Genomic DNA, 26,159 nt, shown 5'->3' with positions numbered 1-26,159 from the left:
AGAATTAAGGCTATTTTCTCATTATTTAGTGTAAGTGTGAAATGTGTAAGTCAATTAAATTGTTACGTAACAAATCCCTTTTTTAATGATTGAACTTTGTGAAAAATATAAAATCACTAAAAAAATAAATCAAATGAAAAACAAATTTTTACTTCTAGCAACTTTTACGGCGCTCTTGTGTTTTCCGAAATTAAATTTTGGACAAGCACCAACGCTAGGCAGCACGGCAAATTTTGTTCTGTTTTCAACAAACGGACCATTAAATGTAATCAGTGCTTCAACATTTACAGGAGACGTTGGTACCAACAATGGAACTTGTTCAGGCTTTACAGGTGTAACCGGTGTAGTTCACACAATGGATGCGGCAACTGCACTTTGTGCAGCTGATTTAACTACCTTGTACAATCAATTAAATACAACAGCAGCTACATTAATTCCGGTACCTATTTTAGGTAACAATCAAGTTATTACTGCTGGGGCTTATTCTATTTCAACAGCCGCTTCATTAAATGGAACTCTTACCTTAGATGGACAGAGCAATTCAGGGGCTGTCTTTATTATTCAGGTGCAGGGTGCATTCTCAACCAATGCAGGCGCCGTAGTCAACTTAATAAATGGGGCATTAGCCTGTAATGTTTTTTGGAAAATAGAAGGGGCTTTTAATACAGGTGCTGGAACTCTTATGAAAGGTACAATTGTTGCAAACAACGCTTTAATAAATTTAGGAGCGGGTACTGTACTTCAAGGTAGAGCTCTAACAACAGCAGGTGCTGCGGATGTAAATGGTAGCACTCTTTATATTTCAACATGTTCTAATCCTTCACCAACTATTATTACACAACCTGTTACTCAAACAGTTTGTACGGGTAGTTCTATGAGTTTTTCGGTTAACGCTATAGGTGCTGGTTTAACTTACCAATGGAGAAAAGGTTTAGTTAATTTAGTGAATGGTGGAAATGTTGCTGGAGCTACTTCTAGTGTACTTACTATTAATCCTGCTACTTCAACGGATGTTGCATCAGATTATAATGTTGTAGTGAACGGAACATATCTTCCAAGTGTTGTTTCAATCAATGCTTCTTTAATTATAGGAACAGCTCCCGCTATCACTGCTCAAGCAGCTAGTCAAACTGTTTGTGCAGGGGCTACTGTGAGTTTTCCAATTGTTGCAACAGGTACAGGACTTTCTTATCAATGGAGAAAAGGACTTGTTAACTTAACGAATACTGGAAATATTTCAGGGGCTACTTCAGCAAACTTAACTATTACAGGAGCAACAGTAGCTGATGCAGCAACAAATTATAATGTAATTGTTTCAGGACTTTGTACACCTAGTCAAACTTCAACCAATGTATCTTTAGTTGTAAATACTGCTCCGGCAATTACTTCACAACCATCTTCACAAACTATTTGTGCAGGATCTACCATGAGTTTTCCAATGGTTGCTACAGGAACAGGCATTTCTTATCAATGGAGAAAAGGACTTGTGAATTTAACGAACACTGGAAATATTTCTGGTGCAACTTCAGGAACTCTTACTATCACAGCAGCAACTGTTGCTGATGCAGGAACAAATTATAATGTAGTCATTACGGGACTTTGTTCTCCTAGTCAAACTTCATCAAGTGTAACATTAGTTGTAAATACAGCTCCTGTTATTACTGCACAACCTATAAGTCAAACAGTTTGCGTTGGAACGAGTGTAAATTTTCCTGTTACCGTTACAGGTTCTGGTTTAACTTATCAATGGAGAAAAGGTTTAGTTAACATTGCAAATGGTGGATCGACTTCTGGTGCAACCTCGGCTATCTTAACGATTAATCCAGTAGCAGCGGTAGATGGGGCTTCAAACTATAATGTAGTTATTTCTGGTCTTTGTGCTCCTAGTCAAACTTCATCAAATGTTATTTTAACCGTAAATGGTTCACCAAGCATTACAACGCAACCGGTATCACAAACTGTTTGCGCAGGGAGTGCGGTTAGTTTTCCAGTTGTAGCATCTGGTCCTGGTATAACTTACCAATGGAGAAAGGGAACTGTTAACATGAGTAATGGTGGTACTATTTCTGGTGTAACAACAGCAACTTTAAATATTAGTGCAGCTACCTTGCTTGATGCAGGAACTAATTACAATGTTTTAGTTTCAGGATCTTGTGTACCGAATGATATTTCAATGAATGTATCATTAGTAGTAAATACGTCACCTGTAATTTCTACTCAACCAGTATCACAAACAGTGTGTGCTGGTTCTACGGTTAATTTCCCTGTTACTGTAACCGGATCAGGTTTAGCCTATCAATGGAGAATTGGAACTGTGAATTTAAGCAACGGTGGTAATATTTCTGGTGCAACATCATCACAACTTACTCTTAATTCAGTAACGGTTGCCGATGCATTAGCTAATTATAATGTAGTTATAACAGGAGTTTGTTCACCAACTGTTGTTTCAAACAACGTTTCACTAGTGGTTAATACGCCACCGTCAATTTTAGCTCAACCAGTAACACAAACTATTTGTGCTGGTAGTCCAGTTAACTTTATTGTAACGGCAAGTGGATCAGGATTAACGTACCAATGGAGAAAAGGTAGTACTAATATAACAAATGGTGGAACCACCTCAGGAGCTACAAGCTCGGTGCTTACTATCAATTCAGTTTTATCATCAGATGCGGCAGCGAATTACAATGTTGTAGTTTCGGGATTATGTTCACCTAATCAAATCTCATCAAACGTTGGATTAGTAGTTAATACCGCTCCTTCCATCTTAACTCAACCTGTTTCACAAACTATTTGTGCTGGAGGTACGATTATTTTTTCTGTTACCACAGCTGGAACGAATTTAAGTTACCAATGGAGAAAAGGAACAGCAAACATCACAAACGGAAACAATATTACAGGAGCTAATTCAGCGATCTTGACTATTAACCCAGCAGGAACAGCAGATGTTGCGAGTGATTATAACTTAGTTGTTCATGGTGATTGCGCACCCGATGCAATTTCGGCAAATGTTGCATTAACGATCAACGTTTCACCCATCGTTGTTATGTTACCTGGAACTCAAAAAGTATGTGAAGGAAGTTCAATGAGTCTTCCGGTTACTGTAACTGGTTCTGGTTTAACTTTTCAATGGAGAAGAGGATCTGTTAATTTAGTAAATGGCGGAAATATTTCTGGAGCTAACACAGCTGTACTGACTATTAATCCTGTAAATACAAGTGACGCAGGTTCAAATTACAATTTAGTAATTACTGGTTTATGCGCGCCAAGTGTAACTACAGCTAACTTACAAGTGACTGTTAAAACAGCTCCTGTTATTACCTTACAACCAAACAATCAAATGGGTTACATCGGTAGTTCAGTAAGTTTTATTGTGATGGCAACAGGTTCAGAATTAACCTATCAATGGAGAAGAGGAACTGTTAATTTAGTGAATGGTGGAAACATCTCAGGTGCTAATTCATCTATTCTTACCATTAACCCAGTTAACCAGTCTGATACAGCTTCTAATTACAACGTTGTAATCACTGGAGCTTGTTCACCTCAAGTAGTTTCAAACAATGCTATTCTTTGGGTATGTTTTTGTGAGAATCCTACTGGTATAAAAAAAGAAGAAAATTCAGTTGGAACTGTGAAAGTTTTCCCGAATCCGTTTTCTAATGAGATTAATATTTCGGTAACTAAAGAGTCATTAATGAACACATGCGAAATGAAAATTTATGATGTTTCAGGTGTAGAAGTAATGCACTCGACGGTGACGAAAGAAATAACGCAACTAAACACGAGTAAACTTGCTCCAGGTGCTTATTTTTACAGAATCATGTATGACAATAAAGTAATTCAAACTGGAAAAATTATTGGTCAATAAACAAATTTAATATTTTAAATCCCCATTCTTCTTTAAGAGGAATGGGGATTTTTTTTTAAGCAGGATTTAGAAAGTGTGTGAATAATGTAACTAAATGAAAAAGTTGTGTAATGGTTCTCAATGTATTCATGATGACCTTAGCAGCGTGAAAACGAATTCACCTTTAAAAATAAAAAAATGAAAACAAAATTACTTTATTTGGCAACAGCCATTGGTATAATGAATCTTCCCGGTGTTACATTCGGACAGGCCCCTACACTTGGATCTACTGCAGGCTTTGCTGTATTTACTTCCATTGGTGCGGTGACCCAAATTGGTATTTCGCAAATTACTGGCAATGTGGGAACCAACAATGGCTCAAGTACTGGTTTTGGAAATGTAAACGGTGTTATGAATGATAATAATGGCGCAAGCGCGCTTTGTGCTACCGATCTATTAAGCGCCTATAACCAATTAAATGCTACCGTTGCTGCTTTTTTTCCATCACCTTTATTAGGTAATGGCGCAACTTTAAACGCAGGAGTGTATTCAACCTCTGCCGCTTCTACCTTAAATGGCACATTAACACTTGACGCACAAAATAATGCGAGTGCTATATTTATTTTTAAAATTGGTGGTACTTTTGCGTCAGCAGCAGGTGCCAATGTGATTTTAGCAAATGGTGCCAAGGCCTGTAATGTATTTTGGAAAGTTGAAGGTGCGGTAAGTTTAGCTGCAGGAACAAAAATGAAAGGTACGATCATCGCTAACAATGCCGCGATATCTCTTTCCTCAGGCGCAACGCTTGAAGGTAGAGCCATGACGACAAGTGGTGGAATTACACTTTCAGATGTTTTAGCGTTTACGCCAGTTGGTTGTGGTAGTCCTTATTTAACAGGACCAGCGTCTCCAACTCTTAATTCGACAGGTTGTTATGGTATATTTTCGTCAAACGGGCCGGTTACTAATACCGGAATTAGTTTTATTAACGGTGGAGATGTTGGAACAAATGTAGGCTTAACTACAGGTTTCAATCCATTAAATGTAAGTGGGTCTATTCACCCTATTGCCGACGTCTCAACAGGTACTTGTGCAGCCGATTTGCTTACACTTTACACATACCTCAATACCTTGCCTTACGATATTAATTTACTTTATCCTCCTCAATTTGGAAACAAATTAGTACTTACTCCACACGTTTACCAAATGAATGGTGCTACAACTTTTGTTGATACACTTTTTTTAAACGGAATGGGAAATGCGAACGCGGTTTTTGTAATTTCTATCAATGGCGCATTATCAAGCAGTGCTTATGCCAGTGTTATTTTAACGAATGGTACGCAAGCAAAAAATGTGTTCTGGAAAGTTGATGGTGCAGTGAATTTAAATAATTACACCGATTTTAAAGGAACAATTGTAGCAAACAATGGCGCTATTAATTTAGCAACCGGTGTGGAACTAAACGGACGCGCTTTAACTACTAACGGTTCTGTAGGAACAGCTGCCATTAACGTAACTGTTACCGCTGGATGTACAGCGTTTGCTCCAAATATTACAACACAACCTATTAATAAAACGCTTTGTGCTCCTGGAACTGCTAGTTTTACTGTGAATTCTACTGGTAGTAATCTTACTTACCAATGGAGAAAAGGTTCTGTTAATTTAATAAATGGTGGAAATATTTCTGGAGCCACATCTCCCACGTTAATTATTAATCCGGTAGCAGTTAGCGATTCTTCTTTAAATTATAACGTGATTGTGAGCGGAGCTTTTGCTCCAAGCGATACCTCTAATTATGTTTCACTAACTGTAAACGCTCCTCCGAGTATTACTTCAAACGCGAGTAATCAGATTTCTTGCACAAATGATCTCGTAAACATTTCTGTAGTAGCTACCGGTGGTGCACTTACATACCAGTGGAGAAAAGGAACAACTAACTTATTAAACGCAGGAAATATATCTGGAGTAAATACACCAACACTTACTTTTAATACGATCACACAAGCTGATGGAGCATTAGATTATAATGTGGTTGTAATGGGTATGTGTACACCTTCTATTATTTCAGCTAATAATTCTTTGTTAGTGAATGAATCTGCAAGTATAACAACTCAACCTATCGATCAAATCACGTGTTTGGGAAGTGCAGCTATGTTTAGCGTAACGTCTATTGGCGCTGGACTTACTTATCAGTGGAGAAAAGGTTCTGTTAATCTTGTTGATGGCGGAAGTATTTCTGGTGCTAATACAGCTAACCTGTTAATTAATCCAGTAGTAGGAAGTGATCTTGGAACTGATTATAATGTGGTTATAACTGGTAGTTGTTCACCTGCAGTAACATCCATCGACGCTGTTCTTATTGAATGTAATGATGTAGGAATAAATACATTTGATAATTACAGTTCTAAATCAATCCATTTATATCCTAATCCTTTCTCAAGTACATTACACGTGTCCATTGATAACAATAGCACTTTTAATAAGGGAGAACTAAGGATATATAATTTGCTTGGTAAAGAAGTCATGTATTCTATTCTTACAAAATCAAATAACGCTATCGAAACACACGAACTTGCAGATGGTATTTATTTATATACTATTAGCACAAATAATAAAATCATTCAATCTGGTAAGCTTATATCGCACAAATAATTTAACCCCTTTTTTAAAACCCCCTTACGAATTATTTTCGGAGGGGGTTTTACGTTATTCGTTTTTTTAACCTAAAATCAAGAGCTCCTAGGGATATTGTCGCGTTAATATTTACAATTGAAGTGCACAAAACGATCTGTTTTACAAATCCGTGAAACATGTAACATATTCGACGAACTCTGTAATACTTTCTCTACTAGACCTTACCACCTTTGCTTTGTGGAAATAAACCAATTCACACAATAGTAAAATGAAAAATATGGATGAACTACATGGAAATTGGGATGAAGTAAAAGGAAAACTCAAACAAAAATTTGCAATACTAACCGATAATGATTTGTTATTCGTTGACGGAAAAAAGGACGAGATGCTTGGCAGACTTGAGTTGATACTCGGAAGAACAAAAGAAGAAATAAACAAAATTATACTGCATCTATAATGATTAAAAAACATAAACTCTAAAATAAATAAAATGAAAAAACAAATACTTTGGCTTGCATGTTGTTTAACAACACTCACAGCATTTACACAAACAGAAGAAAAAAAATGGACACTTGGGGTTCACGGTGGACTCGCTCAATATAAGGGTGATTTAGGTAACGGATTTTATCAAACAGATCAAGCTTCTTATGCCTTTGCTGGCATCAATGTGTCCCGATATTTAAACAATTACTTCGATTTATCTTTAGCTTTTTCAAGAGGTGAGGTTGGATACACAGACCATTCGTCGGTAGGTACAGCATTGAATCCAAATCATTTTTTAGCGCGCCACAACTCTGGAAACATCGCGGTAAGATTTCACTTTACAAAACCCACAGCTGTTGTGAGACCATATTTAATGGCTGGTGCTGGTTTAGTTTGGTACGAGTCAGTTTTTTCTCTTCAGAAAGAACACTTTGTTTTTTCTTTGCCAACAGTTGGTGGTGGTTTTAGTTTTCAATTCGGACCAGTTGTTTCTTTGCGTCTCCAGGAGTCGTTTCTTTTCACGAATGCCGATCATATTGATGGTGTAACTGCTGGTGGAGATAACGACATGGAACTGTATCATACTGTAGCATTAACATTTAATCTTGGAAAACAAAAAGATACCGACAAAGATGGTGTGCCCGATAAAAAAGATAAATGTTCAGATACACCAACCGGGATTTCTGTAGATGAATTTGGTTGCCCAATTGATACTGATAAAGATGGTGTTGCAGATTATTTAGATGCGTGTAAAGACATTGCCGGTCTTCCAAGCCTTGCAGGTTGTCCTGATACAGATATGGATGGTATTACGGATAAGGATGACCGTTGTCCAACAGTATTTGGACCAAAGGAATTGAACGGATGTCCTGATAGTGATAAAGATGGTATTGCAGATATCAATGATAAATGTCCTGGTACGAAAACAGGATATAAAGTAGATGGTAACGGTTGTGCTATTGATACTGATAAAGATGGTATTGTAAATGAAGAAGATCTTTGTCCGGAGTTAGCTGGAGAATTAGTTTTTAAAGGCTGTCCTGATACCGATAAAGATGGCATTTCTGATAAAGAAGACCGTTGCCCTACAGCAAAAGGTTCTATTGAAAATAAAGGCTGTCCTGAAATTCCAAAATTAGATGTTCAAAAAATAACTTTAATTGCCGGAAAAATTTATTTCGAAACCAATAGCGATAAATTAAAATTAATCTCGAACTCAGCATTAGATGATTTGGCAGATATTCTTAAAAGAAATCAATCGGTTAACCTTACCATTGAAGGACACACAGATAGCGACGGCGATGATGCATACAACATTACGCTTTCACAAAAAAGAACTGAATCGGTGAAAAATTATTTAATATCAAAAGGTATTTCAGAGGAACGCCTAACACCTGTTGGTTATGGAGAAACAAAACCAATAGCAGATAATAAGACTAATGCAGGAAAAGCAAAAAACAGAAGGGTTGAATTAAAAACTTCCTATTAAGTTAGAGTCAAACCTTTGGAGTGATTTTTTAAAACTTATCCAATTAAAAATCTCCCTGATTTATACTGACAACAGTATAAGTCAGGGAGATTTTTTTTATTTAAAAACTGTGACCATAAATGCCGTTTACGAATATAGGTTTCTGAAAAATAACGAAGTTGGTCGCTTCCTGTAAAGCCTTTAGTCTTTTTGCAAAAAAGTAAAGTATTTACCCAAAAATTAAAAACCGGAGCTGATAAAAATCGTTTCAGTTTTTTTATTGGAGTTATGTGAGCATAGATACCTAATAATTAGTAATTTTTTAGGTTTCGTTTTGCCACAAATTATAGATCCTGGGAAGTATTTATAATGATTCAATGAGTGAAATAAGGTTTTCACTTAAACGCTACTAGTGTTTTTCACTTAGTTTAAACTAGGATTACCCCCCTGTCGCTTAAACGCGGTCGAACATTACTAGCATGGCGCATAATCACCCACTACATTTGTCGAAAATTAAAAGAAAAACACAAATGAATACAGAATCTCAAAAAAACATTAAACAAGAAGTTACGAATAGTTGGTCATATTTGTCTTTCGAACTAAACAATGAATTATTAGCCATTCCAGTATTTCGCGTTCTAGAAATAATAGAAGTACCAGTTATAACGGAAGTTCCAAAAATGCCTGATTTTGTTAAAGGTGTTGTTAATATGAGAGGTGAGCCTCTTCCGGTTATTGATACCCGTGTAAAATTAGGAATGAATTCAATTGCGCATACTGTAAACACTTGTATCGTTGTTGTAAACATTGAGGTAGAAAATAAACCTATCACTGTTGGTATTCTTGTGGATTCTGTATCTGAAGTTTTTGAAATAAGTGAGAGCGAAATTCAAAACTCTCCATTAACGGGTATGAAACAAAATTTAGACTTTGTTGATGGCATGATTAAAGTAGACGATAAGTTTATGATGTTGGTGGATATAAATAAAATTTTTGCTAGGAACGAAATCGATTTTTTAGTAAGAGAACAGGAAGAAGTAAATGCCTAATTCAAAAAACTAAGATTTTAAGGTGAACTCAGTATTTGTATATAACATTTCGAGGATTTTTAAATACATATTTATTATACTTTTTTTTATGATAAATTATTCTTTAAATGCTCAAAATTCTGCAGAAAAAGCGGGGTTATATACACTTCCAACACGTTTATTATTTGCAGACTTAAATAAAGATAATATTATTTCTGATAAGGAGATCAAGCATGTTTTTGATTCCTATATAAACAACCCCTCTAAAAACCTTAAGAACGATTTGTTAGACGATGTTGAAGCAGAACTTATTGCGTTAATTGCCTTTTCAGAAGGAAAGGATTACTATGAACTTAAAAAAAGTAATAATCCTAAAGTGACAATAGAAGTTTATTACAAAAATAGATTTGCCATATCAACGGAGAAAAAAAATGATACTATTAAAGGTGCTGATACTAGCTTGATTGTAAAAGAGGCTTTTGATTTAGAACAAGCCAAGAGTGACATTCGGTTTTTATTAGAATTAGAAAAATTTAGAATAGAACATCACAAAAGTGATTCCACAATTAATTCTTTAGTGAATCAAATTGAACAAAATATTAAAATTAGTGGATTGATTGATACGTATTATTCATACGACCTCAATAAACCTGCAAATAGTAGTTTAATTGGTTCAAATGGTGCAGGTCGTGTGTTTGACCGTTATCATAATAGACTATCGCTAAGCATGGCGCAAACTAAATTTGAGTACTCTGCAAAGAGTTTAAAAGCTTTAGTTGATTTAGCTTATGGATTGGGAGGAGAGATTGCAAATTATGGCAATAATGGAACCTCATTAATAATTAAACAAGTATACCTTTCTTATGATCCATTTAAAAAGGCTACGATTACTGTTGGGAATTTTGCCACACCAATTGGATATGAAGTAATAGAGGCGTCAAACAACTTTAATTATAGTGTTTCTAATTTATTCACAAATGGACCATTTTATCACACTGGAATAAAAATGGATTTAACGTTAAGCGAAAAAATTAAATTAATGGGTGGCATTGTTTCTGGATGGGATAAAATTTCGGATGATAACAAAGCAAAAACCTTTATGAGTCAAGTAAGTTTGACTCCCAACGACAAATCATTTTTGATTTTGAATTGGATTGGCGGTAATGAAGCACCGTCTTCATTAACAGGAGATACGATAAAGGTGTTTAAACAAATGTTGGATTTAAGCTATGAAACGGGACTTACTAAAAAAATCAGGGTTGCATTAAACGCTGCCTACGGTTTAAATAATTTTGACGGCAAAAAGAACACCTGGGGCGGAGCTGCCCTGTATCTTAAGTATAAAATCAATTCAATGTTGACAATTGGTAGTAGAACAGAGTTTTTTGACGACTCCCAAAAAGTGCAGTATTTAGGATGCAGTTACTTGGGACAGACTATGACATTAGCAATTGAACCATTAAAAAATATAGCTATTAAGCTTGAGTTTAAAAAAGATTTTGCGAGTCTGCCTGTATATTATAAAGGAAGAGACAATGAATTATCGAAGAATCAAACAACCTTAGGTATAGCCATTATTGGAAAATTTTAAATAAAATAAATCAAAAATAAAACAAAAGTAAAATCACAAACAAAAAACAAAAAACATGAAACTAATTAAAAATTTAAAAATCAAAACAAAAATCGCCGTTGTAATGGCAATACTGGTATTGCTGAATACGCTAATACTAGGCTGGGTAAGTTACAGTTCTTCTAGAAAGAGTTTAGAACAAAGTGTGTTCTCGCAACTTATTTCAGTAAAAGCAACCAAGAAAAAAGCCATTGAGCAGTATTTTGAATCAATGGAAAGCCTTGTATTAAGCTTATCAAGAGACAAAATGGTAGTTGATGCTGCTAAGGATTTAAGTGTTGCTTATGATAACTTAAAAATAGATCAAAGCAGTGCTGAATATCGCACACTGCAAGATAAAGTATCGAATTATTATACCAGCGTTGTTGGTCCCGGTATTACGAAAAATACAGGAGAGAATTTCGATGGTCGCACCATTGCCCCGAAATTTCCACAGACCATTGTGCTCCAAAATGAGTATGTTCTTAATAATGGAACAGCTGCTGGATCAGCACATAACAATACAGCTATTTCAGGAATTGACGAGTACAATCATATACACTCAATTTATGATCCAGGACTCGCAAATGTAACCTCTAAATTTACCATCTCAGATTTATTTATTATCGACAAAGACGGTCAAGTACTCTATTCAGCATCTAAAGAAATTGATTATGCGTCAGACTTAGTTAATGGTACTCAATCTAACAGCAATCTCGCTAATAGTTACAAAACAGCAATTAATGGTCCTGCGGACAAAGGTGTATTAACCGATTTTGAACCCTATGTTGCCTCTTTAGGTGTACCTTCTGCTTTTATGTCTGCACCCATTATTGAAAATGGACAAACCATCGGTGTGGTTGCATTTCAGTTATCAATTGATCAAATCAATGATGTAATGACCGGTAACAACAAATGGTTGGAAGACGGACTTGGTGCTACAGGAGAAACCTACCTTCTAGGTGAGGACTATAAAATGCGTAGTACTTCACGTTTTTTGGAGGAAAATCCTGAAGAATATTATAAAGAACTTGCACGTGTAGGGTACGACCAAAAAAATCTTGATCGCATTAAAGCTGCTGGTTCGCCAATTCTATATCAAACCATTAAAACTGAAGCATCCAGCTCAGCATTAAGTGGGACAAAAGGTGACAAACTCATCAGTGATTATCGCAACAGTGCGGTACTAAGTTCCTTTGAACCGATTAATATAATGGGTTTAAAATGGGCCATTATTGCAGAAAAAGATCAAGACGAAGCTTTTGCCTCGATTTATAGTTTGCGTAATATGATTATTACCATGGGATTAATAGTTATGCTTGTTTCTATTGTTTTTGCTGTGGTGATTGCAAGTTCAATCGCAAAGCCAATTTTAACCCTTGTTGAAAAAATTAAAATGGTGGCACAAGGTGATCTTACAGTTTCTATCGAGTCAACTTCAAAGGATGAAGTAGGAGATGCACTTGGCAGTATGAAAAGCATGGTTGAAAAACTAAGAGAAATTATTAGTACAATCACTTCTGGCGCAGAAAATATTTTATCTGCGAGTACACAGATGTCTGCGTCTTCTCAACAAATGTCTGAAGGTGCCACTGAGCAAGCAAGTTCAGTGGAAGAAATTTCATCGTCAATGGAAGAGATGGTTGCTAACATTCAGCAGAATACAAGTAATTCGAAAGAAACAGAAAAAATATCGGTTAAGTCTGCTAAAGAAATTAATGAGAGTAATCAAGCTGTTGATACTACGGTTCATTCAATGAAAACGATTGCCAGTAAAATATCCATTATTGGAGAAATAGCAAGACAAACAAATTTATTAGCATTAAATGCAGCTGTTGAAGCAGCAAGAGCAGGTGAGCACGGCAAAGGATTTGCTGTTGTGGCAGCCGAGGTTCGTAAGTTGGCAGAAAGAAGTCAATTAGCAGCTTCAGAAATTGATGAGGTATCTCGCAAAAGTGTCGATATTGCTGTTAATTCAGGTGAACTTCTTAAGAATGTAGTCCCTAATATTCAAAAAACTGCTGAATTAGTTCAGGAGATTGTGAGTTCAAGTATTGAACAGAATTCAGGCGCAGAGCAGGTGAACAACGCGATTCAACAATTAAATCAGGTTGTACAGGAAAACGCAGCGGCTTCTGAAGAGGTGGCAGCGGGAGCTGAAGAACTGAATGCGCAGGCAGAACAATTAAAAGAAACAGTTACTTTTTTTAAATTGGATCATAATCATGCTGCAAAACGTACTCATGATAAAAAAGTTCTACATACAACTTCTCTAACAAAACAATTGGCAGTGAGCCAGAAAACAAGCTCTGCAAAATTCGATCGTATAGGAATGCACTTGGGTAATGGTAAGTCTAGTAACGTTAAATTAGATTTGAGCGATAACGATGTAGAATATGAAAAGTTTTAAAACTTGGTTGTTTTCATAAATTTTGTGCAAAGAAATTCAACGGGCTGTTCCTGGAAATTAAAACTTTAAAGGGATTTGCCTGTTGATTTCGAAATCTTAAAAAGAACTTCTCATTCAGAAGTTCTTTTTTTTTAATGATTTTTTTCTAACAGAAATAAATGTATTGGCTTAGATGTTAAGTGTCCAATATTTTAATTATAGGTCATAGCCTTTTGATTTGCCATAAGTGATCAATTCAGCTATAGATTTAACTCCAAGTTTTTTATAGAGCCGAGTTTTATGAGCTTCAACCGTTTTTACCCCGAGGTTTAACTTGTCCGCAATCTCTTTGTTGCTATTACCCTGAGAAATAAGCTTCAAGACATCCAATTCTCTTAAAGAGAGATTATTAGTTTCTTCTTTGGATTGATCTGAAATTTCTAAAAGTAATTTTGTAATAACTGAACACAAATAATTTTCTCCATTATAAACCCTTCTAATGCCATCAATAAGATCTGTCTGAGGAGAAAATTTGGTGACATAGCCTTTTATACCAAGACGAAACATTTTTTTGATAAAATTATACTCATCATTCATCGACACAACTATAATTTTCGGTTTGGCAACGGTTTCTACAATTTTTTTTATTAAGTCTACCCCGTTTTGTTTTCCTAAATTAATATCCGTCAAAATAATATCCGGTTTTAATTGGACTGTTTTTTTATAAGCATCTTCAATATCGTCAGACTCTCCAACTACCTGAAAAGTATCTATTCTTGATAATATTTCTTTCCATGCGTCTCTAATGAGACTGTGGTCTTCAATTATTAATATTTTTATCATCGTTATTGACAAATTTAGAAAAAAGGCGGACAAAGCAAATATTTAAAGATCTTACTAGTTGTATTGGACTCTTGGGGCTTTTAGACTAGATAATTCCGCAACGCGAGTATAGTCTTTAATTCTCAATTTTATCTAAATTATTTTAAGATGGAAGTGTTTGAAAATAAGCTATTTGAATCAATATAAACCTACATTTAAGAGTTAAGCTCAATTTCTTTAATCTATTAAATAAATAATACCTTGTTTTTGCTCTGTGAAACTATTTCATGGCAGCACTCATGTTGTAAACTATATTTTCAATGCTACATCAACACAAAGCTTCGCGTACTACCCTTGTGTTTTGATAGGATTTACCCTATATGTTTTATTTTGGTGACTGTTTTTATGTTGGTCTAAATGCATTACTTGTTAAAATACCTACCTTTGGATTGAGAATTTTGAACTAAAAGATAAAAAGAAGCAGTTGTGAATAGAACCTCTAGCAATAATCAATTACAAAAAGCGAGCTCCAAACTCGATATACTTATTATTAATAGTAACGATAAGGAACTTGCTGGGATAGCAACCTTTTTTCACCAACAAGAATGCCATGTGTTAGTTGCTTTGGATGCTTGTCAGGGAATTGAGATTGCGGTTAAAAAGAATCCATACAATATTTTGATTTTTTTAAATGAAAAAGTAAGTGAGAGTTTTAAGAAATGTCTTTTAAATCTCACTCATCTTAATAGTCAATTATTCGTTGTTGATCCCAATGGGTTTTTTCCAGAATATACCAGTAATTCGGCTTTAACAAAATTAACTTACTTTACTTCAATTGGTTCAACAGATCTTTTGTTGAAAGATATTTTAGAAGTTTGTAAACTTAATCCGCTGGTAAAGAAAGTTCCTCGAATTTTGGTGATTGAAGATGATTCGCTCACGCAAATGTATATACGTGAAGCCTTATCAGACTTAGAAGCCGAATTTTCGTTTTCAAATACTATTCATGACGCTAAAAGCAAATTAAGAGAAACCTCATTTGACCTTGTAATTAGTGATGTTCAATTAAGTGACGGCAATGGTATTGAGTTGTTAAACCAGCATCAAGATGGATTGGCAGGATCAACATCCTTCATTATTCTTAGCGGCCATTCAGTTGAAACTTTAACAGAGCGTTACGGAACGTTTAAGTACCATAAAATTTTTAAAAAGCCAATTCCAACATTTGAATTTGTGAAGTCTGTTAAAGAGGTTATTTTTTCTAAAAAAACCAACGATTACTCTATAAAGGAGGATAAGACATATCATCCTCAAATGCTTTACAACATTTTTAAAGATAATAAGAATAAGATCGTCTCGTCTTTAGCAGACTTCAATCACTATATTGACATAGCAATCGTAGCAACGGAAGTTGCTATTACTTCCGCAAACTTTGATAAACTTCATGCTGCTTATCATGACTTAATTGCTCTGGGGAAATTTTTTGATGCTGAGCATTTGGTCGAACTGCTTATAAAATTCAGGTACGAATCAAATAACTCCTTAAAAAACTCGATACTTCCAGAAATTAAAGAAGAATTAGGTCACCTGCATAAATTTTACTCAAGTTATAAGGTCGAGAATACTAATCTCTTAGATAGAAATTAATCGTTGTATACGCCATGCTTTGTTTTGAACAACCAAGGGATTCCCTAATATGGCGTCTAAAAACTTGGTTTTCCTTTGTTAAGTATTCATTCTTACTTAAATTTAGGGTTGCCAATGGTATTTGTATGTTAAAAACGACAATCATAAAAAAGATAAGAATACTTTTGGTTTTTTTTTTATTCTTTGGAACGAACCTACTTTGCCAAACTGAACAAGACTCATTAAAGCTTGTTCTTAAACAAGCAAGTCATGATACCACAAGGATAAAAATTTATTCCAGACTCAGTGATCTTTGTCATGTTTCTGAAATCCCAAAATATGTCAATCAAATTATAATAATCAGTTCTAAAAATTATAAATTATACGATACTACTTCCTATTTGAGGCATTTTTATTTGAATTATTTGGCCTCTGCTTTTAACGACCTTGCCTATTATAATGAGGAAAATAACGGTGATTTTGAAAAAGCAAAGGAGTATTTTTTAAAAAGCATTGCTATTAGTTCTTCAGCCAACGATCTGAAAAGATTGTCTATGACGCTTAATAACCTTGCATGTCTTTATTATCTGAATGGCCAGCCTGATTCGGCGTTATTCTACAATTTTAAAAGTTTGAAAATCAGTGAGAGAATTAATGAAAAAAAAAGCGCTGCTACTTCACATAATAATATTGCTCTTATTAATATTTGGCAAGGAAAAGTTGGTAAAGCTTTGGAGCATCATTTTTTGAGTTTAAAATTACGGGAAGAACTTGGTGATAAAAGCGCTATTTCTGGCTCACTTGAAAATATTGGATCTTTGTATTTAGATCAAAAAGATTATGAAAAAGCGCTCACTCATTTTAAGAGAAGTTTGTCGTTGGGCTACGAAGTAAAGAACAACGAAAGCATTTCATCTAGCTTGTCTTTAATTGGATGTACGTATAAAAAGATGAAGCAAGATAGTCTTGCTCTTGAATATTTGAATAAAAGTTTTAAGATTGTCGAAAAATTAGGAAATAAACGATTCGTAGCAATTTTATTAAATCGCATTGGTGAAGTATATCAGTCTAAAAGAAATTTTGAAGAAGCCAATAGTCGCTATTTAAAGAGTTTACATATTAGCGAAGATCTTAATTATAAACAGGGAGTTATATCTTCATTAATTAATTTATCCAACTTATATTTAAACGCCAATAATTTGAATGAAGCACTTAAGTACGCAAATTACGGACTAAACATATCTCAAGAGCTTGTTTACCCGAAAAACATTCAATCTTTCAGTAAGGTGCTAAGTAATATCTATGAGAAAAAGAAAAATTATAAGAAAGCGTTTGAAATGCTAGCTTTATTTAAGAGCCTGAGTGATAGCGATAACAATGAGCAAAATAGAAAGATCATATCTCAAAGAGATTTTCAGTATACCTATCAACGCAAGGCAATTCAAGATAGCTTGAAAGTATTGGAAAGCGAAAGAATATTTCTTGCAGAGGTGGACGCCAATAAAGTAAAAAATTCAGCTTTCTATTTATCTATTACACTCATTACTATCTTTTCGTTATTCATGGTAAATCGTTTCATAGTAACTAGAAGACAAAAAGCAATTATTGAAGCGCAAAAAGTTGAGGTAGATAAACAAAGAGAATTAGCTAATAGCCGTTTACAAATTGCGGAAATGCAAAAAAATGTGATTGTAAAAACGATAAATCAAATGAAAGAAACGCAAAAGAGTTTGGTTATCGCAAAAGAAGAAGCTGAAAAAGCAAACAAAGCCAAAAGTGAACTCTTAGCCAACATGAGTCACGAAATACGCACCCCATTAAATTCGGTACTCGGATTTTCAGAACTTCTAAGCGCTTTTGAAAACAATGATAGAACAAAGAATTATGTAAACGGAATATTAAGCAGTGGAAAAAATCTATTGGCACTCATCAATGATATTCTAGATTTGTCAAAAATAGAAGCGGGTCAATTAAAGATCGAGTACTCACCGCTCAACCTGGTTCAATTAGTTGAGGAGTTAAAACAGATCTTTGCTCATACAGCAATAGAAAAGGGAATTAGTTTCAATACTGATCTTACAGGTTTACGAATCCCGAAATTCATAATGTTGGATGAAACGCGAATCCGACAAATCCTATTCAATCTTTTGGGTAACGCTTTTAAGTTTACCGATAGAGGAGACGTTTCACTTTCAATTGATTTTACAAATTCGCGGCACGGTAATAGCTATGACATTACGTTCGTGGTGAAAGACACTGGCATTGGAATTCCAGAAGATCAACAATCACTTATATTCGAGGCTTTCAGGCAACAGGATGGGCAAAGCACACGTAAATATGGCGGTACAGGCTTGGGGCTTTCCATTACCAAGCGATTGGTAGATATGCTTAATGGCGAGCTATTACTCTTAAGTGTTCCTGAAAAGGGAAGTACCTTTATTGTAAAGCTCCACAATATAGCTGTTGCTGATGAAAATCAAATTTCAAACTCTCCTACGATAGATACTAATATAGAATTTAATGGAAAAACAATTCTATTAGCAGAAGATCTGGAGTTGAACAGGCAGGTTATCACCGGTTTTTTGCAATATTCTAATGTAAATATTATAATTGCCGAAAATGGATTAGAAGTGCTTGAAAAAATAAAAAGTAATACACCAGATCTAATTTTAATGGATTTGATGATGCCGATAATGGACGGCTATGAAACAACCAAGAAAATTCGACAGGATAAAAAATTTGATCACGTGCCTATCATTGCGCTCTCTGCATCAATGATCAGTAAGGAAGAAGAAAAAGCAGCTCAATTAGATGATTCTCTGGCAAAACCAATTTCAAAAAATAATCTCATTTTGGCCTTAGCAAAGTATCTCAATTCTTCTCCGATTAAGGACGGTAATTTAAAAAAAGAAGTTCGTTTTAATTTACAAAGAACGGAGCTCACAGAATTAAGAAAACAATTTAAAAAGGATTGGGAAGATATTAGGGAGTTAATGAGCATAGACGAGATAACAGATTTCTCAGGAAAATTGTTAGCGTTTTCTCGGAAAAATGAATCCAACGAACTTCTTGAGTATGCAACAAAACTTAATGAAGCAGCACTATCTTTTCAGGTTACTGAAACTTATGTTATCTTTCAAAAATTTGAAACTTTTCTTAATGCAGACCAATATAATTAACTAGTCAATTCGTGCAAAAGCGTAAGATCCACAAAGACGAATTTGGAATAACATTTTAAAACATGTCATCTCTTGAAAATAAAATAAAGGCGATTTCCGACACCTCCACCGACCATATTGTGTTGTTAGGAAAGAATTACGAGGTGCTTTATTTTAATGAGGCAGCGAAAGTTAATCTCTTGAAACATTTTAAGGAAGTCATTCAAAACGGAGACGATTATCTCAAATTTGTTGTGCCCAGTGATCGCGAGATCTTTATGAAATTTTATATTAAGGCTCTTAATGGTGAATCGACTCGAATCGATCGCGAATTTAAAAGTGATGTAAGTTCCATTTGGTTGCGGTATAAAATCGATCCTGTAAGAACTAAGGAAAATGAACTATTGGGTGTAGTATTAAATGCATCAAATATTAATCAGGAAAAAGAAATTGAAAATTCTTTAAAAGAAACCTTTGGTAAATTAAATGCCATCATCAACAATACAAGTGAGAGCATAGTTCTAATAGATTCAAATTACAAAGTATTATTTCTAAATAACACAGCAAAACTAAGATTAGAGGCATTTAATGGCAAAGAAATAACTATTAATTCTGATTTTAGGGATTTTTTGTTTCAGGATCACGTTGATCTATTCTACGAATCTTTTACCGCGGCTTTAGAGGGCAAAGAAACTGTCACGGATTTTTGCACCAAAACCATAAATGGTACCATGTGGCTGAGTACAAGATTAGCACCTGCCTATACCTCGGCAGGAATATTGCTTGGAGTTTCTATTGTGGCAAAAAATACTAACGCACAAAAAGAAGCTGAGCTTGCATTAATAAAAAGTGAAGAAAAGTTTAGGAAAATAATTGAATCGGCTCCAAATCCTATTCTTATTTTAGATCAACAACTTACAATTCAGGGTATAAATACCGAAACAGAGCATTTGTTTGGTTATAGTTTTAATGAATTAAAGGGCATATCCATTGAGTTTTTAATTCAAGATGACCTGCAAAAAACGATTAGTCAGTCGAAGAAAAAAACTAACCAGATAGGTGTTCGTAATAAGAAAGGCGAGCAGATGATTATCGAAGCTGGTTTAAATACCGTTCAAATTGATGATGAGAAATTCATTTATCTTATTATACAAGACCTTACGCTTAGAATTAACGCCGATCAAAAATTAAAAAAGTCTAACCTCGAGTTAGAGATGCTGAATCATGTAAATGACATTATTCTGCGCACCAAAGAAGAGAGGCGTTTAATTGAAGAACTATGTAAAGTGATTGTGGAAACCGGTGGACATAAGCTTGTATGGATTTGTGAAAAGCCAAATGAGATCAATCAAAATCAAACTGTTATCCCTATATACAGCTATGGCGAGACTGAATATTTAAAAGACATTAACATTTCTTTAAGCGACGAAAAATTAAGTAAGGGTCCAACGGTTGAATGCCTTCTTCATCATAAAACAATCATCACAAACAACCTTTCAGATTCAGGAAGCTTTACTCCTTGGAAAGATAAGGCAAGGGAATTCGGCTTTCATTCTTCCATAGCGTTACCAATAAGATTTGATGAGAATATAATAGGCTGCTTATGTATCTATTCGTCAAATTCTGATGCATTTGATGAAAACGCAAAGATTTTATTAGAAAGACTTGCTAATAATCTTTCATTAGGTATTAATAGTATTCGGGTAAGTAAAGAAAAAGAGAATACCAGTTATCAATTAAAAGAGCGGGTTAAAGAACTTAGAACTATTTATTTGGTTTCGCAGATACTACAAGACGATACCCAAACCATTCCTTCTGTTTTGACAAATATAGCAAACCTGATTCCGAAGGGATGGCAATTTCCTGAAATATGTTCAGCAAGAATTGTATTTGATGAGCAGGAATTCTTCGACACAAACTTTAAAGTTTCAACTATTAAGCAGAGGGCGAATTTTAATTTGATAGATGGTAAAAGTGGAAGCATTGAAGTTTTGTATCAACCGGCACCTTATGTGAATAAGACCAATCCCTTTTTGGATGAGGAAAGAGAATTACTGAATACCTTGTCAGAAATGTTTTCGATTTATTATAATAAAATTGTGATGGCGAATAACCTTCAAATTGCAGAGAGTCAAAAGAAAATTATTTCCGATGCCATCGTCAAAATGAAAGAAGTTCAGGAGAAACTCCTTCTAGCAAAAGAAGAAGCCGAAAATGCTAATAAAGCAAAAAGCGAATTTCTAGCTAACATCAGCCATGAAATACGTACTCCACTTAATTCAGTACTTGGTTTTTCTGAATTACTTAAGATCAATAACACGGATACTAAATCAAAAAAATACATTGATGGAATTTTAAACGGGGGTAAAAATCTTTTATCACTTATTAATGATATTCTTGACCTGAGCAAAATCGAAGCCGGTCAAATGATCATTCAAAATTCACCAATTAATCTCAAGCTACTTTTGGAAGAATTTAAGCAAGTTTTTTCTCAAAGTGCTGAAGAAAAAAACCTTGGGTTTGAAATTGTTTTTCTCAACGAAACTATTCCAACACATTTACTTATTGATGAAACACGGATTCGACAAATCTTGTTTAATTTGTTGGGAAATGCCTTTAAATTTACCGACCACGGTACAGTTTCACTAAGTGTTAATATTTTTAAGTCTGATCCAAGTTCATCTAAAGTGAATGTGGTTTTTGGAATAAAAGACACAGGTATTGGTATTCCAATGAGTCAGCAAAAATTGATTTTTGATGCATTTAAACAACAAGACGGACAGAGTAACAGGAAATATGGGGGAACGGGTTTAGGACTAGCAATTACCAAACGTTTGGTAGACATGTTGGGCGGACGAATTCAACTTGAAAGTTCTATTGGCGAAGGAAGCCTTTTTTCAGTTTTTTTAAATGACATTGATATTGCAATCGTTGAAAATGAAGATGAAGTTGAAACAAAAGCGAAAAATGTGATCTATAATTTTAAGGGAAAAACCATTTTATTAGTTGAAGACATTGAACTTAATAGGGATGTTATAAAAGGTTTTTTAGAAGAAACTCAGGTTCGGGTGATAAGCGCTAGCAATGGTGTTGAAGCGATTGAAATATTGGAAAAGATAAAACCCAACCTTGTGCTTATCGATTTGATGATGCCTGTGATGGACGGTTATGAAGCTACCAAAATTATCAAATCAATGGATGAATTCAGTGAGTTACCCGTTCTTGCTTTAACGGCATCTTCTGTAATAAAACAACAGAATGAGGGTCAAATTCTTTTCAATGAAGTTTTATCGAAACCAATCAGCAGAACTAAACTTTTACATGTTTTATCGCGCTACCTCAAAACTTCGGAGGATGTATCTGAGATTGAACCTGGGAAAGAACAAACACAAGAATTTTTAACGGAAGATCAAATAAAATTTCAATTAAAGGAATTATTCATTGATGAATGGCATCATATTAAGCCAATCATGAGTATCGACGACATTAAAGATTTTTCAGAACGGCTTTCAGATTTTCTAAAGGATAAGAATTCTGAAACACTAAATGCTTACGCTTTGCAATTACGTAATTATTCAAGTTCTTTTGCCATTAAGGATACTTACAGTACTTTTTTGAAATTTGAGGATCTTTTACACATTGGAAAATAGAATTCATACAGTTAAAGAGCACTTCAAAACTCCGCCTTACTTTTTTAGTTTTGTTTTGTGACAAAATTTTAAAATGAGAAATGGTAATTTGTCATTTTAGTATTGAAATAATGCTAATTTTAAGAGTAAATACGTAACTTTTTAAAACGTTGTGCGTCTTACAACGAAAATAACCCATTTATGACAGCATTATTTACACATTTAAAAAGAGTAGCTATAAAAAAACCTAGTCTTCTTTTACTGTTAGTAGTTGCAGTACAATTTTCTGTAGAAGCACAAAATAAAATTCTTGTGTCAGGCAGTGTAGTTGACGCAACAACAAACGACCCTTTATCGTTTGCAACCGTGTCGTTAAAAAAACAATTGATAGGCATTGTTACGAATGAAGTTGGTCGTTTCGACCTATATGTGTCTGAAGAGATGATGAACGATTCGTTAATGTTCAGCAATTTTGGTTACAAGCCGCAAGCTGTCGCCCTTAAAAATGTTCATGCTACCTTAAATATACGTTTGCAACAAAGTTCTGTTGATTTGAAAGAAGTGGTAATAAAGCCGCAGCCTCCTGAGTTTTATTTAAAGCTTGCAATTCTGCGCATTAAAAATAATTACGCCAATATGCCTTTTCAGTCAGAAGCCTATTACCGTGAAAAAGTGTTAGAGAACAAAAACTTTATCAAGTGCAACGAAGGTGTTTTTAAAACCTATTACCCAAATTATCTGGATACAGTAAAAAATCAAAATCAGCTTTTGTTATTTAGGGAGGAAAAGGATATACATGAACTTGCATTTATGAAAAAAGAACGAGAGGAAGCTGAAGCAAAAGAAAAAAAACGTGTTGCCAAACAAGAAGCAAAAAATAAAAAGAAAGGGAAAACAGAACCTGTAAAAGCACAGGAACCAAATGGTGTGGCTATTGACTTAGCTTCTTCGTTTGGCGGACCTAACGAGATTTTAAGACAAGGTGACATTACCAAACATCCTGATGGTTTTTTAGATACCAATGAATTTAAAGAGTATAAGTATACGTTTGCCAAATCATCCACATACAACAATAGTGAGTTAATGGTGATTGATTTTAAGAGTAAAGGCAAAGTAGATCACATGCGACAGGAAGGCAGTATTTATATAGATGTGGCCAGCTATGCCATTGTAAAAGTGGTAAGATCGGGTAGCATTGTGATCCCAGTGATTATTCGTCCTGTTTTATTTTTGTATGGTATTGGTATCGAAAACCCAATTTTTACAAGCGTGGTGGAGTTTCAGCAGGTTAAATCAAAATGGTTTCCTAAAAACTTACAGTACAATGTGAATCTTAATATGACGAATAAACACTGGTTTTCACCGAATGAACATTCTGATTTTGTAATTGAAGCAGTGTACACCGTAAATAAAATGAAGATCGAAAACAGTGCGCCAATACCACTTGCTAAGAGGTATGATCCGAATAAAGACATGAAAACGCAGGTGCATAATGACGATGGGATTACCTGGGATGGTATCAATATTATTAAAAAGTAGTAGCGTTTTTCTAATAACTCCCAGCTTCATTCAAGTCCAAATAGAATAAATAGGTTATTTCACTTTGCGATTGACGGTTCAGTGATCATTGTAGCAGTATGTTTTGGATTTATCGATTAAACAGAACTTTGTTTCTATAGTTTAATAGATTTAGTTAACATACCCCTAAGAATTAACGGTCAGTTGTAAATTTAAAGTTAAGCTTGCAATCTAACACTGTTAAATACGATTTATTCATCTTTCCAATGAATATATTTGGTGTTCAAAATTCTTAAAACCTTTTGTCATGATAAACGAAATTGAAAGGACTGAATTCAAACAGGAAGTAGTTCAATTACTGGCGGCTATTGCATCTATAGCAGCAATAATTGGAACCTGGTCTGCAATAGAAGGCCTTCATATTTAAGGACCGTAATTTTAATAGCTATTACTCAACCAGTATTTTTTTACTGATTATTTTATTATTGACAGCCAGTTTTACAAGGTAGGCGCCTTTAGCATAATTAGTTTGAAGCGCAATTTCCTCGTGCTGATCACCAACACTCACAGAAGACGCGCCTTCATAAATGGTTGCACCTAAACAATCGTACACAATTATTTTTGTAGTAGAAGAATTGTTTAGTAAATAGTCCAATGTAATTTCTTTCGTATCGCGGTCAAAAAAGACCTTCACTTTGTTTTCTAGTTGAACGTCTTCAATAAAGGTTGTGTTATTTGTATTGGTGTTTACTGGTTTAATGACAAATGAAGATAAATATATTTTGTCGCCGCTTTCAAGTCCGTCGTTATTGGTGCAATTGGTAGCGTAGTAAAACGTTATGTTACCTTGATTCGTGCTTGGTGCCGTCCATTGCATTTTCCATTCGGTGTAGCCAGCTGACAAACTTGCAGTTCCAGAGGCCTCGTGTGTGAAAGAATATCTAAGATCGTTATTAATAGTATGACTTATTGTTTGTGTGCGAACAGGTTCAAGTAAATTAAATATTCCCGCGTTTGTATTATTTACATTTTTGAGTGCGCCAAGTTCGAATCCGAACTTCGTGGTTTGCGGACTGTTTACTTTAAGTGTGAGTGTATAAGTTTGTCCAGGCACGTAAGAAGAATCAGGTGCAGAAAAAATAAGTGTATTAATTCCCAGTGTATCTTGCACTACTTGTGCATCACTATGACAACCACTTTGTGCGCAGGTTGCGTCTCCGGGTGCACCGGTACTTCCAGGATGTGAGCCGGCAGTTTTTTTGATTGTATAACTTGCAAGTACCAATGTGCCTGTTATTAAGATGAAAGCAAGAATGTTTGGTCTGTTTTTCATCTTAATTTTTTTTGGCATTTAAATTTAATTTTTTTGTATACACATGATCTCCTTTGTCGTTCATGTTATCATTCGCAGAAACTGCAGAAACATAAAAATCAGCATTTGAGATTTTTCCTTCAGGAGCTGTCCAGTTAACGACCCATTCAGACATGCCATCAGAAGTCGCGTCCGTTCCATTAAAAGAGTAGGTAGCGTATTTTCTGTCTTGCATCGCGTAAGCATTGCTCACCAATTTTGTTCTAAGAGAATCACGAATTAGTAGAGTACCGCAATTGCTTAAACTTGCCGGATCAAGAACCACCAATTGAAAACCAAAACGCGAAACATCTTTGTCAGAAATTTTAATTTTTACTGAATATGTTTTACCGGGGACAAAAGAAGTTTCTTTATTTCCGACTTCGATAGTTAATTTTGCACTTCCTGCATTTACAGCATTATCATCGTGGCAACCTGAAGCGGCGCAGGTTTTTTCGCCCGGTGCGCCAGTATGCGAAGCAGGAGCTCCTGAACTTGATTTTTCAAGGGCAGCCGATGTAAACAAAATCGACGTGATTGCTAATAAAGAAATTATGGAAATGTTTTTTTTCATTTGTTTAAGTAAAGTGAGGAATTATA

14 protein-coding genes are annotated in these 26,159 nt (G+C 34.8%); 11 read left to right on the top strand and 3 right to left on the bottom strand.

Annotated features, from left to right (window positions below; genetic code table 11):
- Positions 1–133 precede the first annotated feature (133 nt).
- The 7 genes from P2086_RS17550 (at position 134) to P2086_RS17520 (ending at position 13,476) form a co-directional block, all read left to right on the top strand.
- Positions 134–3,865: an immunoglobulin domain-containing protein gene (locus tag P2086_RS17550; protein WP_317898067.1), complete on the top strand. Its 3,732-nt coding sequence runs from the start codon at positions 134–136 to the stop codon at positions 3,863–3,865.
- Positions 3,866–4,042: 177 nt separating this feature from the next.
- Positions 4,043–6,496 carry an ice-binding family protein gene (locus tag P2086_RS17545; protein WP_317898066.1) on the top strand — a complete coding sequence of 818 codons (2,454 nt, stop codon included), beginning with the start codon at positions 4,043–4,045 and terminating at the stop codon, positions 6,494–6,496.
- Positions 6,497–6,755: 259 nt separating this feature from the next.
- A complete protein-coding gene (locus tag P2086_RS17540; RefSeq protein WP_317898065.1) occupies positions 6,756–6,935 on the top strand; it encodes a CsbD family protein in 180 nt (59 codons plus the stop codon).
- A gap of 33 nt (positions 6,936–6,968) precedes the next feature.
- A complete protein-coding gene (locus P2086_RS17535; RefSeq protein ID WP_317898064.1) occupies positions 6,969–8,450 on the top strand; it encodes an OmpA family protein in 1,482 nt (493 codons plus the stop codon).
- A 509-nt stretch (positions 8,451–8,959) separates the two neighbouring features.
- Complete coding sequence (locus tag P2086_RS17530; RefSeq protein WP_317898063.1) at positions 8,960–9,478, top strand: chemotaxis protein CheW; 519 nt, start codon at positions 8,960–8,962, stop codon at positions 9,476–9,478.
- Positions 9,479–9,566: 88 nt separating this feature from the next.
- Positions 9,567–11,048 (top strand): porin, encoded by a 1,482-nt coding sequence (locus P2086_RS17525; protein ID WP_317898062.1) that lies wholly within the window; start codon positions 9,567–9,569, stop codon positions 11,046–11,048.
- A gap of 55 nt (positions 11,049–11,103) precedes the next feature.
- Positions 11,104–13,476 carry a methyl-accepting chemotaxis protein gene (locus tag P2086_RS17520; RefSeq protein WP_317898061.1) on the top strand — a complete coding sequence of 791 codons (2,373 nt, stop codon included), beginning with the start codon at positions 11,104–11,106 and terminating at the stop codon, positions 13,474–13,476.
- A 195-nt stretch (positions 13,477–13,671) separates the two neighbouring features.
- Here the strand turns inward: P2086_RS17520 and P2086_RS17515 are convergent, their stop codons facing one another.
- Positions 13,672–14,298, bottom strand: a complete 627-nt coding sequence (locus P2086_RS17515) for a response regulator (RefSeq protein WP_317898060.1) — start codon at positions 14,296–14,298, stop codon at positions 13,672–13,674.
- 465 nt (positions 14,299–14,763) lie between these two features.
- Here P2086_RS17515 and P2086_RS17510 point away from each other — a divergent pair, with 465 nt between their 5' ends.
- From P2086_RS17510 to P2086_RS17495, 4 genes are all read left to right on the top strand, one after another.
- A complete protein-coding gene (locus P2086_RS17510; RefSeq protein ID WP_317898059.1) occupies positions 14,764–15,924 on the top strand; it encodes a response regulator in 1,161 nt (386 codons plus the stop codon).
- A 164-nt stretch (positions 15,925–16,088) separates the two neighbouring features.
- Positions 16,089–19,082 (top strand): tetratricopeptide repeat-containing hybrid sensor histidine kinase/response regulator, encoded by a 2,994-nt coding sequence (locus tag P2086_RS17505; RefSeq protein WP_317898058.1) that lies wholly within the window; start codon positions 16,089–16,091, stop codon positions 19,080–19,082.
- A 62-nt stretch (positions 19,083–19,144) separates the two neighbouring features.
- Entirely contained in the window at positions 19,145–22,711 is a 3,567-nt protein-coding gene (locus tag P2086_RS17500) for a PAS domain S-box protein (RefSeq protein WP_317898057.1), read from the top strand.
- Between the two features lie 180 nt (positions 22,712–22,891).
- On the top strand, positions 22,892–24,229 hold the full coding sequence (locus tag P2086_RS17495) for a carboxypeptidase-like regulatory domain-containing protein (protein ID WP_317898056.1): 1,338 nt from the start codon (positions 22,892–22,894) through the stop codon (positions 24,227–24,229).
- Positions 24,230–24,656: 427 nt separating this feature from the next.
- On the opposite strand, the gene P2086_RS17490 is transcribed toward P2086_RS17495, so the two are convergent.
- Positions 24,657–25,541 (bottom strand): choice-of-anchor V domain-containing protein, encoded by an 885-nt coding sequence (locus P2086_RS17490; protein ID WP_317898055.1) that lies wholly within the window; start codon positions 25,539–25,541, stop codon positions 24,657–24,659.
- 1 nt (position 25,542) lies between these two features.
- A complete protein-coding gene (locus tag P2086_RS17485; RefSeq protein ID WP_317898054.1) occupies positions 25,543–26,133 on the bottom strand; it encodes a choice-of-anchor V domain-containing protein in 591 nt (196 codons plus the stop codon).
- Positions 26,134–26,159: the final 26 nt, after the last annotated feature.

Origin of the sequence: Aurantibacillus circumpalustris, from assembly GCF_029625215.1 — a bacterium.
GTDB classification, from domain to species: domain Bacteria; phylum Bacteroidota; class Bacteroidia; order B-17B0; family Aurantibacillaceae; genus Aurantibacillus; species Aurantibacillus circumpalustris.
Note: the sequence above shows the minus strand (reverse complement) of the source record. Positions and strands in the feature narration are given on the sequence as shown.